The following is an 11,913-nucleotide window of genomic DNA, read 5'->3' on the forward strand; positions in this document are numbered from 1 at the left end:
CGGAACGCCTATTCACTCACCTGTCGCCCGGACGGGTGGACGGGGCACGTGGTGCGTGCCGGGCACCTGTCGCAGTCCGCGTTCTCCCGCGCCGTGTACTCGGGTCCGAGCACCGACTCCGCCGCTCCCTGCACGACTTCCAGCCACGCCCGGACGCCCTGTTCGTCCAGGGGCGCCTGCGTGCGCTCGACGGCTCCTGTCTTCTTGTCCTCCTTCGCCACGTACAGCAACCGGGCGCCACCCGGCTCTGTTCCCAGTCCGATGTGGGTGAAGCCGCCCAGCGACGACGCCAGCTGGTAGACGGCGAGCTGCGGGTGCTCCTGCGAGGCCTCGCGGGACACCGGGCTCTTGCCGGTCTTGAGGTCGATCACGACGGGGCGGCCGTCCTCGTCGTGCTCCAGGCGGTCGACGCGTCCGCGGACCTGCAACCACGGGCCCCCGTCGCGCTTGGGGACCTCGACGACCATCTCCTCCTCGACCGCGACCTGCGTGAGCTGGCTGCGGCTCATCGTGAGCCACGCGAGGAACGTGTCGAGCATCTTCTCCACGCGCATCCGTTCGCGGCGGGAGAACCAGGGGGCGCCCGCGTCGACGGCGGCCCACGCCTCGTCCAGCTTCGCCCGCAGCTGCGCGGAGTCGGCACCCGAGGCGGCGGCCTGCGCGAGTGCGTGGACCAGCGTGCCCGTGACCGAGGCCAGCTCGGCCGGGTCCTGGCCGCCGTGGCGCTCGACGACCCACCGCAGCGGGCACTTCGTGATCACCTCGATGGTCGACGGCGTCACGCTGACCTTCTGGTCCTCCGTCCACAGTGGAGCGTCCGCGGACACCTCCGCCAAGCCGTACCAGGATTCCGGGTGCGCACCGGGCACGCCGGCCTCCGCCAGCCGGGCCAGCTGCACGGCGGCGCGCTCACGCCTGGCCGGGTCCTCGGAGTCCGAGCACACGACCCGGCGCAGCTCGCCGACGAGCTCGCCGAGCACCAGACCGCGCTGCGGCCGGTGCAGCTTGCGCTCGTCCGCGGACGACGACTCGATCTCGTCGAGGAACCGCGACGGCTGCTCGTCCTCACCCCGAACGGCGCTGATCAGCAGCTTCGACCGCGCCCGCGAGGCCGCGACCAGCAGCAGGCGGCGTTCCTCCGCGAGGATCGGCGCCACCGCGGACACCGACGGCTCCAGCCCGGCCAGCACGTCCACCATGCGTTCGACGCCGAGGACCGTGCCGCGCAGCCGCAGGTCGGGCCAGCTGCCCTCCTGGACGCCGGGCACCGCGACGACCTCCCACTCGCGCCCGGCCGCGGAGTGCGCCGTCAGCACCGACACCGCCTCGCCGGTCGGAGCCGAGGCGGCCAGGGTGTCGCCGACGATCCGCTGCGACTCCAGGTAGTCCGCGAACCCGGCCACACCGGACCCCGGCAGCCGGTCGACGTACTTCGCGGCCGCCTCGAACAGCGCCACGATCGCGTCGAGGTCCCTGTCCGCCTGCATGCCCGGCATGCCGCGCCGCGCCGACTGCGCCACCCAGCGGTCCTGCAGCCCGGTGGCCGTCCACAGGTCCCACAGCACGGCCTCGACGGACTTCCCGGACTCGACTGCCTTGCGCGCCAGCGACAGCAGGTGCGCGATCCTCCGCGCCGGCAGGGACTCCGCGTCCTCCAGCGCCGCCAGCCGGTCCCCGTCCTCGACGACCTCCACCAGCAGGTCGCCGCTCGGCCGGTCGCCTCCCGCCGCCATCTCCAGGCGCCGGAGCCCTCGCCGCAACCGCCGCAGCGCCAGCGGGTCCGCGCCACCGTACGAGGACGACAGCAGCATCGCCGCCGTGTCCTCGTCCAGCGAGCCGGGCGAGGCGGCGGCACGGATCAGGGCGAGCAGCGGGCGCACGGAAGGCTGCTGCGCCAGCGGCAGCTCGTCCGACGCCACCGCCACCGGGATCCCGGCGGCGAGCAGGGCCCGTTGCAGGACCGGCAGGGACAACGTCGCCGAGCGCACCACGACGGCCATCCGCGACCACGGCACCTCGTCGGCCAGGTGGGAGCGCCGGAGCTGGTCCGCCACCCACGTCGCCTCCTGCGCGGACGAGGCGAGCAGCCGCACCTGCACGGACCCCTCGCCGTCGACCGGGTCGACGGTGCGAGCCGGGGAGGCACCCGGCAGGCGGGCGGCCAGCCGCGCGACCGCGTCCCGGATCTCCGGCATCATCCGGTGCGACTGCCGCAGCACGACCGTCTCCCCCGCGACGTCCCGCAGGATCTCCGGGTCGGCGCCGCGGAACGTGAAGATCGCCTGGTCCGGGTCGCCCGCCAGGACGAACCGCGTGGCCCCCGCGCCGAGCGTGCGGATCAGCGAGTACTGCATCGGGTCGAGGTGCTGTGCGTCGTCGACCAGCAGGTACCGCACACGGCGCCGTTCGCCGAACAGCAGCTCCTCGTCGTTCACGAACGCCGCGTACGCCGACGACACCAGCTCGGCCGCGTCGTAGGCGGGTGCGTACGCCGTCGCCGAGTCCATGCCGGACAGCAGGTTCACGGCCTCGTACTGCGCGCCGAACCGCCCGGCGGCCACCCACTCGTCGCGCCCGTGCTGCTCACCGAGCTCGATCAGGTCCTCCGGCCCGAGGCCTCGTTCCGCCGCCCTCAGCAGCAGGTCCCGCAGCTCGTGCGCGAAGCCCGGCAGTTCCAGGGCGGGCCGCAGCCGCTCCGGCCACTTGAGAGCGCCCGACTCCACGTCACCGGCCAGCAGCTCGCGCACCATCGCGTCCTGGTCCGGACCGGACAGCAGCCGGGGCGGGGGCTCGCCGAGCAGCACTGCCTGGTTGCGCAGCACCGCGAACGCGTAGGAGTGGACGGTCCGCACCAACGGCTCGCGGATCGCGGACAGGCGGCCCGTCAGCAGCTGGGTGATCTGCGCGCGCAACGCCGCCGACGCGCGCCTGTTCGCCGTGAGCACCAGCACGTTCTCGGGATCGGCGCCGTGCTCCAGCACCACGTGCGCGGCCAGCTCGGCGAGCAGCGTCGTCTTGCCCGTGCCGGGGCCGCCGAGCACGCGCAGGAAGCCCTCGTGCGCGAAGACCCGCTGCGCAGCGGCGTCCCACCGGGGACGCGGGCGCGTCTCCGGCTTCCGGCGGACCAGCTGGGGTGCAAGTGCCACGGACCGATTTCACCACGCTGCACCGACAAGATCAGAGACGCCCGCCGAACGGAGCACGCCGGGGTGGTGCCGCCGGTCCTCGGTGAAGGGCCGTTGTCCAGCACGCTCCCACGGCGGTGTGAGACCGCTCACCGAGGGGTCAGCCCTGTTCGAGGTCCTGCAGGAAGTCGCCCGGCGTGCGGGCCGCGCCGAAGTGGTCGCCGGTCGCGAAGTCCGCCCCGGCGTCCCGCCACCACGAAGCCTGCTCGGCGCTCGAGACCCCGTCGACCGCGACCGAGACACCCTGCTCCCGCAGCAACGGCAGCAGCGCCGCCACGTACGGCGACCGGCTCTCGACGAGCCGGCGGGCCACCCGGACCGCCTGCACCGGCAGGTCGTGCGAGAGCAGGCCGAAGTCGAGCGGTCCCAGCCCGAAGTCGTCGATCGCGGTCAGCACGCCCATGCGCGCCAGCACCGCGAGGTTGTCGGCCGCGTCGGCCATCGGCAGCACGTCGCCGGGCATGCTGATCATCAGCCGGTCGGCGGGCGTCCCGGTCTCGTCGAGCACCTTCACCACCCGCGAGACGAGGTCGGCGTCGGCGGCCTGGTGGGCGGTGAGCCGCACGGCGAGGGCGCGGTCGAACTGCCGGCGCTGCCGCCACCACGCCGACTGGCCGGCGGCCACCCGCAGCACCCACTCGCCGAGCGGCAGGATCAGCCCGGTCTGCTCGGCCAGCGCGGCGCAGCGCTCGTGGTCCAGCACCGGCGAGTCCGGCCTGTCCCAGTGCAGGGCGGCCTCGACACCGGTGACCGCGCCGTCGGCGAGAGCGACGACCCGCCGGTACCGCACGGTGATCTCGCCGTCCTCCCACGCGGCCGGCATGGCCACGGCCAGCGCGTCGTCGCGGCGCTCCTCCGCGTCCTGACCGGCGTGGAACAGCTCCCACTGCCCGCGCCTGCCCCTCTTGGCGCGGCGCAGCGCCCGTTCCGCGGAGCGCAGCACGTCGAGCGGTTCGGCGTCGCTGTCCGGCTTCCGCACGACGCCGGCGCTCATCGACACGGCGAGCCCGTGGCCGTCCAGGAACGTCGGCTCGAGCAGCAGGTCGTCGTTGATCTTCTTCATGATCGCGTCGATGTCCGGCGTGGCCGGCGTGTTCTCGAGCAGGACGCCGAACTCGTCGTCGCCGAACCGGGCGATCATGACCCTGTCGCCGGGCAGCAGCGCCTTCAGCCGCTGCGCCACGTGCTGCAGCAGCTGTTCGACGACCCGGCCGCCGAAGGTGTCGCGCAGCATGCCGAACGCGTCGAGGTCGAGGTGGAAGACCGTGATGCCGTGCGCGGGATCGCCCCTGCGCAGCGCGATCTCCAGCTGCGTGGTGAAGAACTGCTTGTTCGGCAGGCCTGTCAGCGGGTCGTGCAGCGCCTGGCGCTGCAGCTCGCCCTGCAGCAGCGCGAGCTCGGTGCCGTCCTCGACCACCACGACGAACTGGATCGGCTCCGAGTCGGCACCGCGCAGCAGCGACGCCGTCAGCGTCACCCGCGCGGTCTCGCCGTCCTCGCGCAGCAACCGTTGCGACTGCCGGACGCGCTCGGCGGCACCGGACGCGAGGTCGGTCATCGCCTGCCGCAGCACCTCGGTGAAGCCGTCCTCGACCAGGTCGAGCAGCGGCATGCCGGTCAGCTCGTCGGAGGTGCGGCCGAGGATGTCGCCGACAGCCGCGTTGACGCTGAGCAGCCGCCCGTCGAGGCCGACCATCAGCACGCCGTTCGTGGAGGCCGTGACGACCTCGTTGAAGCGGGCCTCGCTCTCCTTGAGGTTCCAGTTCGCGTCGCGCACGGCCTTGAGCAGCGACCTCTGCATGCTCTCCTGCTGCGCGAGCACGGACTCGGTGTTCGCCCCGGTGAAGCCGGCGCCGATCGCGCCCATCGCGTGCGCGATCCGGTCCGCGTACCGCTCGACCGGCTGGAACTCCGGCAGCGCGGGCAGGCCCCTGCCGAGCACCTCGGCGGTGCAGCGCAGGCCGAGCCGGCCGAGGTGGCCGAGACCCGCGAGCCCGGCGCCGATGCGCTCGGCCGCGATCGGGTTGAACTTCTCCTCGTGCAGCAGTGCGCACAACGCGTCGAGCTCGTCACCCAGCCGGGCGTCGAGATCATCACGGCCGAGCGGAATCGCGACCGCTCCGAGCAGCCGGTAGGACCATTTCCGGGCAAGCGTCTGCCTCGCCCTTGCAGCGTCCTCGGGCGACGGCGTGACATCGGGTATTCGACTCGGCTTGGGCATTCGGGGGCTGCCTCGTCACGGCTCGGAATGTCCGGCAGTTTACCCACGCACAGTCGGCCCGACCTCAACCGGCAGCGTGAATCAACATCACTCTATCGATATTCGCTATGGCTTTCGACCGACCCCCGCGAACGCGATCCTGTTCACCGCCGGGTCGTCGGAGATGTCGCCGGGTCCGGTAGGACGCCATTCGGCGAACTTGACGAGTCCCGGTTCGACCAGTTCGAAATCGCCGAAGAACGCCTCGACCTCGTGGCGGTCGCGGTAGGCGACATCGCCACCGCCCGACTTGCTCATCCTGTCCGTGACGGCCCTGGCCTCGTCGTTGACGTGGTCACCCGCCATGTGCGAGATCGCGAGGTAGCTCCCGCTCGGCAACGCATCGCGGTAGCGCTTGAGCAGGCTCTGCGGATCGGCCTCGTCGGGCACCCAGTGCACCATGAAGAGCAGCAGCAGGCCGATCGGCTGGTCGAAGTCCAGCAGCCGCTTCACCTCGGGACTGGTGAGGATGCTGTCGGGGTCGCGCATGTCGGCCTGCAGCACGCTGACCTGGTCGTTGCCCGCGACGATGAGCTCGCCGTGCGCGACGGCCACGGGGTCGCGGTCCACGTAGACGACCCGGCTGCCGGGCGCCTGCTCCTGGGCGACCTCGTGCACGTTGGCCACGGTCGGGATGCCGGACCCGATGTCGAGGAACTGCCGCACGCCCTGGTCGGTCATGAACCGCACCGCCCGGCGCAGGAAAGCCCGGTTGAGCCTGGCGGCGCTGCGCGAGTTCGGCATCATCTCCTCGGCCTTGTCGCCCATCAGGCGGTCGACCGCGAAGTTGTGCGCGCCACCGAGGAGGTAGTCGTAGACCCGCGCCGCGCTGGGCACGGAGACATCGACGTTCTGCGGAATCCAGCTCTGGTCTTGGGTCACGTCGGTCCACCTCTTCGGGTTGCGGACGCACAAGCTTAGTCATGCACGAAGCGCACACGGTTAGGCCGCTCGTGTGAACGCACGCCACCCGATCGGCCACTGTTCTGGCCGACTGAATGACTCCTATGGTAGGGCGCCTCTTTCACCGTCGCGAGGAGCGATGATGCCTGTCCCGGTGGCACCCGGTAGGCTGCCATTTTTCGGACACACGTTGCCAATGCTCAGGAAAAGATTCGCTTTCACCGGTAATTTGCGCGGTCGTGGTGATCTCGTGGAAGTCCATTTGGGACCGTTGCGGACTTTGTTCGTCGCCAGTCCGCGGTTGACGCACCAGGTGCTGGTCACCGACGCGCCGAAGTTCCACAAGGGCCGGATGTACGACAAGTTCCGGCCGTTCGTCGGCAACGGGCTCGCCCTGTCCAACGGGGCCTTCCACCTGCGCCAGCGGCGGATGGTGCAGCCGGCGTTCCACCGGGACCGGATCGCGGGCTACGCCGCCACGATGGTCCGCGCGACGGAGGACCTGCTGGGGACGTGGCGGCCGGGCCAGGTGCGGCGGCTCGAAGCGGACATGCAGGGCCTCGCCGTGACGATCGTCGGTGAGGCGCTCTTCTCCACCGAGATCGGCCGCAAGGCGATCGACGAGGCCCGCCGGTCGGTCTTCGTCATCATCAAGAACGGCATCCTGCGCGCGCTGTCCCCCGGCTTCGTCGAGAAGCTGCCCATCCCGGCCAACCGCGAGTTCGACGGTGCCATCTCCCGGATGCGCGCGATCGTGCACGAGGTCGTCGAGAGCCGCCGCGACGACGACACCGACCACGGTGACCTGCTCTCGACCCTGCTGGCCGCGCGGGACTCCGAGACCGGCCGCCCGATGACCGACGAGCAGGTCTTCGACGAGGTCGTCACGCTGCTCACCGCGGGGATCGAGACCACCGCGCTCGCGCTGGCCTGGGTCTTCCACGAGATCGCCGCCAACCCCGAGGTCGAACGGCGGGTGCTGGCGGAGGTCGACGAGGTGCTGGGCGGGCGTCCGGTCACGATCGACGACGTGCCGGAGCTGACGTACGTCGGCCAGGTGGCGAACGAGGTCCTGCGGAAGTACCCGCTCTGGCTCGTCATGCGCCGCACGGCCGAGGAGGTCGAGCTCGGCGGCGCCCGCCTGGCACCGGGCACCGAGGTGATCCTCAGCCCGCACACGCTGCACCACGACCCCCTGCACTTCCCGGACCCCGAGCGCTTCGACCCGGACCGCTGGACGCCCGAACGCGCGAAGCAGCTGCCCAAGGGCGCGTTCGTCCCGTTCGGCGGCGGCATCCACCAGTGCATCGGCAACCACTTCGCCCTGACCGAGATCGCCGTCGTGGTGGCGACGATCTGCTCGCGCTACCGGCTGGTCCCCGAACGGCCCGTGCGCACCAGGTTCACCAATGCGGCCTACCCCAGCGACCTGATGATGCAGGTCGTCCCCCGCTAGTTGGAGGTTTGTTCCCCCATGCGTTTCCGTCGGCTCTGTGCCGCCGCGCTGCTCGCCGCGCTCCTACCGGTCCCCGCACCGGCGAGCGCCGCCCAGACCACCTGCGAGGACGTGTACACGCCCGTTCAGTTCGGCCTCGTCCAGCAGGTGATGTACGGAAGGTTGTGCGTCCCCCGGGGGGCGAAGACGGTCCAGGTGCTCGTCCCCGGTGGCACCTACACGAGCGGTTACTGGGACATCCCGGTGGACAACGGGCCGCGGTCCGTCGTGCGTGCCATGAACAACGCGGGCGTCGCCACCATGGCGGTGGACCGCATCGGCTCCGGCAAGAGCTCGAAGCCGCTCAGCATCCTGGTCGACGTCCCCAACCAGGCGCAGGCGGTGCACCAGATCATCCAGAAGCTGCGCCCGCGGTTCTCGAAGGTGTTAGTGGGCGGGCACTCCATCGGTTCGGCCATCGCGATGGCCGAGGCCGCCCGGTACCGCGACGTCGACGGCGTCCTCGTCACCGGCATGACCCACCAGTGGGACTACATCCGCGCCGTGCCGGCGCTGACGAACCTCATCCCGGCCGTGCTCGACGCGAAGCTGGCCCTGCGCGGTCTCGACGTCGGCTACCTGACGACGGCGCCGGGAACGCGTTACGCCATGTTCCACGCGCCGGGGCCGAACAACTCCGCGGTGGTCAGCCTCGACGAGTCCACGAAGGACGTCGTGTCCGCGAGCGAGTTCGTGACGACCGCGTTGATGTCGAACATCGTGCTCCCCGCCAGCAGCACCATCGACGTGCCGGTGATGACGGTGCAGACCTCGGCCGACTACTTCTGCGGCACCCCGCCGCTGGGCGCCGACTGCTCGTCGCCCGCGGCGCTGGTCAGGTCGGAGAAGCCGTTCTACGGCAAGGCACCGCGGTTGGACGCGTTCGTGGTCAACGGGTACGGCCACGTCTTCAACTTCGACACGCAGAACGCCAACCGCTACCACGCGGCCGTCATCTCGTGGCAGCGCAGCCTCTAGAGCCGCCGCAGGAACTCCCCCGCGTCGTGCGGGGACCCGAAGTGGGCGCCGATCGCGAGGTCGGCGCCCGCTTGCTCCCACCACTTCGCCTGCTCGGCGGTCTCGACTCCGTCGACGCACACGGTGACGCCCAGGTCGTGCACGGCCTGCACCAGCAGGGCGGACCGGGGGTCCTGCCGCCGCACCAGGTCCGTCGGCACCAGCACGGATGCCACGGGCAGCCGGGACAGCCAGGCGAGGTCCCGCGGCCCGAGGCCGAAGTCGTCGAGCGCGATCCGCACACCCCTGTCCGCGAGCGTGCCGAGGTTGTCCGCGGCGTCGGCCACGCCCAGCACGCCGACCGGCATGCTCAGGGTCAGCCCGCCGGCCGGCATCCCGGTCTCCTCCAGCACATTCGCGACGCGGGACACCAGGTCCGCGTCGGTCGACTGGTGGTGCGTGAGCCGCACGCCGAACTGCTGGTCGAGCTCACCGCGCTGGCGCCACCACTGCGCCTGGCCCGCTGAGATCCTGATCAGCCACTCGCCCATCGGCAGGATGAGCCCGCTCGCGTCCGCGAGCGCCGCGCACCGGTCCGAGAGGTCCCAGTGCAGCAACGCCTCCACGCCGGCGAGCGCGCCCGTGGCCAGTTCGCGGACCGGCTGGTAGACGACGCCGATGTCGCCCTGCTCCCACGCGCCCGGCATGACGACGGCCAGCGCGGCGTCACGGCGCCCGGCGGAGTCCTCGTCGGTGTGGAAGACCTCCCACTGCCCGCGGCGGTCCCGTTTCGCCTGCCGCAGCGCCAGGTCCGCCATGCGCAGCAGCTCGACCGGGTCGACGTCGGGCGAGGGCTGGTGCACCACGCCCGCGCTCACCGACACCGCCAGGCCGTGATCGTCCACATAGGTCGGTTCGCCGAGGTCGGCGTTGATCGCGCTCATGATCGTCGCGATGTCCGGCGTGGTCGCGGTGTTCTCGAGGAGGATGCCGAACTCGTCGCCGTCGAACCGGGCGACCATCGCCTTCTCGCGGAACAGCAACGCCTGCAGCCTGCGCGCGACGTGCTGCAGCAGGTGCTCGCCGACCTTCGCGCCGAGGGTGTTGCACACCAACCCGAACGCGTCGAGGTCGAGCTGGAGGACCGTGACGCCGAACTCGGGATCGGCCCGGCGCAGCGCCGTTTCGAGGTGGGTGGTGAAGAACTGCCGGTTGGGCAGCCCGGTCAGCACGTCGTGCAGCGACTGCCTGCGCAGCTCTCCCTGCAGCAGGGCGAGTTCCGTGTCGTCGTCCGCCATCACCAGGACGTGGCTCGGTTTGCCCTGCTCGTCCCTGATCAGCGACGCCGTCAGCGTCACCCTGGCCAGCTCGCCGTCGCCGCGCACCAGCTGCACCGGTTCGCGCTCGAACTCGCCGCGCTCGGCGAGAACCCGTTCCATCATCTCGCGGAACACGACGATCGAGCTGGGCGCGATGAGCTCCATGAGCCTCGTGCCCGGCTCCGGCGAGCGCCCGATGATCTCGGCGATCGACTCGTTGCCCCACGCCAGCCTGCCGTCGAGACCGACGATCAGGACGCCGTTGGTGGACGAGGACGCGATGCCCTCGAACTTCGCCTCGCTCTGGCGGAGGTCCCGCTGCGCGTCGTGGGCCGCCTTGAGCAACGCCCGCTGCATGCTGTCCTGCTGGTCCAGGATCGAGCGCGTCCGCGCGGCGGTGTACCCGCAGGCGACCGCACCGATGCCGCCGACGACCCGCACCGCGTGCTGCTCGCGCCCGCGGAACTCCTCGAGCCCCAGCAGACCCTTGCCGAGCACGTCGACCGTGCGCTTGAGCCCGGGTTCGGTGACGTAGCCCAGAGCGACGAGCCGTTCGCCGACCTCTTCGAACGGGGCGAGGTCGAACGGCTCGGCGTGCAGCGCCGCGCACAGGTCGTCGAGCAGGGCGCCCAGTTCGGCGTCCAGCTCGTCTCGGCTCAGAGCGACAACGACGACACTGCTGAGCAGGTAGCTCCACTTGCGCGACAAGGCTTCTCGCGCCCGGACGGCGGCGGTGTCCGCGGGTGGAGCGGCATCGGGTCTTCGGCTCGGTTTCGTCATTCCCGTTGCCCTGTATGGGGTGGAGAGTGTCCGGCAGTTTACCCACCGGCAGTCGGCGCCCATTGCGCCAACCGTGTGATCCTCCGACACTACAGCGTGGTTTAAGGCCGTACGACTGACCCCAGAGTACAAGGACACGTCCCTCAACGCTCGTCAGCGCCCTCGCCCCGTGCGGTCAACGCGAGGAAGTTACCGGTGCGCACCGCAACGCGGTAGAGGCATTCGCTCCGCTCTTGGACGTTGGAGCCTCACACGTCGGCCTTCCTGGGCTTTCTCCCGGTATTTCCTTTGTCAGCCAACATGAACAGGTGACATCGCCGGCACGAGCGTCGAGGTGGGGCACCCGGCTGCTGGACCGTGCGAGTGACCTCCGAACCACCCTATCGGGCACTGTCGTCCTCACCCGAACGGCTTCTACGGTGGTCCGTTCCCACGGCTCCCCGCACGTTCCCGGGAGCCGGCCCTCCCGCGAGCCGAACGGACCGAACCGCATGCCCCGACGATGGCTGGTGCTGTTCCTGCGCTGGCTGCGCACCGCTTCCCAGCCGGTACCGCCCGACTAGACTCCGCGCATGGACGAAGAGATCCACGAGCGGGTCCGCGACCGCATCAAGGCCATCCCGCGCGGACGAGTCGCCACCTACGGCGACATCGCAGATCTCGCGAAGGCCCCGTCCCCCCGCCTGGTGGGCCGCATCCTGAACGAGGACGGCCACGACCTCCCGTGGCAACGCGTCCTCAAGGCCGACGGCACCTGCGCCCCGCACCTGCGCGACACGCAGCTCCAGCTCCTCCACGAGGAGGGCGTCCCGAACCTGGGCGGCAAGGTGGACCTGCGGGAGTACCGCTGGGAGGACGCGCGCGCGGAAGCCGACGAGGAGCCGGGGCTCTGGTAGAGAGGCGCTGACGGCCGCCGGGCCGCGGGACGCACCGCGGCCTCCTCTCCCGCGAAGCCGAAGCCGAGCCGTCCGGACCACACGGCTCTGATCAGCGGCGATGACGCAACCACGCGCG

The 11,913-nt window shown here is 71.2% G+C and carries 7 protein-coding genes; 3 read left to right on the forward strand and 4 right to left on the reverse strand.

Annotated elements, in window-relative coordinates; genetic code table 11:
• Window positions 1-8: 8 nt before the first annotated feature.
• The 3 genes from V1227_RS23325 to V1227_RS23335 form a co-directional block, all read right to left on the reverse strand.
• On the reverse strand, window positions 9-3,146 hold the full coding sequence (locus V1227_RS23325) for an ATP-dependent helicase (RefSeq protein ID WP_329787679.1): 3,138 nt from the start codon (window positions 3,144-3,146) through the stop codon (window positions 9-11).
• Between the two features lie 139 nt (window positions 3,147-3,285).
• Window positions 3,286-5,406 carry a putative bifunctional diguanylate cyclase/phosphodiesterase gene (locus V1227_RS23330; protein ID WP_329787680.1) on the reverse strand — a complete coding sequence of 707 codons (2,121 nt, stop codon included), beginning with the start codon at window positions 5,404-5,406 and terminating at the stop codon, window positions 3,286-3,288.
• A 105-nt stretch (window positions 5,407-5,511) separates the two neighbouring features.
• Window positions 5,512-6,327, reverse strand: coding sequence for an SAM-dependent methyltransferase (locus V1227_RS23335; RefSeq protein ID WP_329787681.1), 816 nt, complete (start codon window positions 6,325-6,327; stop codon window positions 5,512-5,514).
• A gap of 163 nt (window positions 6,328-6,490) precedes the next feature.
• Here V1227_RS23335 and V1227_RS23340 point away from each other — a divergent pair, with 163 nt between their 5' ends.
• Window positions 6,491-7,804, forward strand: coding sequence for a cytochrome P450 (locus tag V1227_RS23340; RefSeq protein ID WP_329787682.1), 1,314 nt, complete (start codon window positions 6,491-6,493; stop codon window positions 7,802-7,804).
• An 18-nt stretch (window positions 7,805-7,822) separates the two neighbouring features.
• Window positions 7,823-8,821 (forward strand): alpha/beta hydrolase, encoded by a 999-nt coding sequence (locus V1227_RS23345; protein WP_329787683.1) that lies wholly within the window; start codon window positions 7,823-7,825, stop codon window positions 8,819-8,821.
• Here V1227_RS23345 and V1227_RS23350 read toward each other — a convergent pair.
• Entirely contained in the window at window positions 8,818-10,827 is a 2,010-nt protein-coding gene (locus tag V1227_RS23350; protein WP_329787684.1) for a putative bifunctional diguanylate cyclase/phosphodiesterase, read from the reverse strand. The genes V1227_RS23345 and V1227_RS23350 overlap by 4 nt on opposite strands.
• Window positions 10,828-11,471: 644 nt before the next feature.
• Between V1227_RS23350 and V1227_RS23355 the strand changes: the two genes are divergently transcribed.
• The gene (locus V1227_RS23355; RefSeq protein ID WP_236220168.1) at window positions 11,472-11,795 is read left to right on the forward strand and encodes an MGMT family protein; all 324 of its coding nucleotides are present in this window, start codon (window positions 11,472-11,474) and stop codon (window positions 11,793-11,795) included.
• Window positions 11,796-11,913 lie beyond the last annotated feature (118 nt).

The organism is Lentzea sp. DG1S-22 (genome assembly GCF_036321065.1).
Lineage (GTDB): Bacteria > Actinomycetota > Actinomycetes > Mycobacteriales > Pseudonocardiaceae > Lentzea > Lentzea jiangxiensis.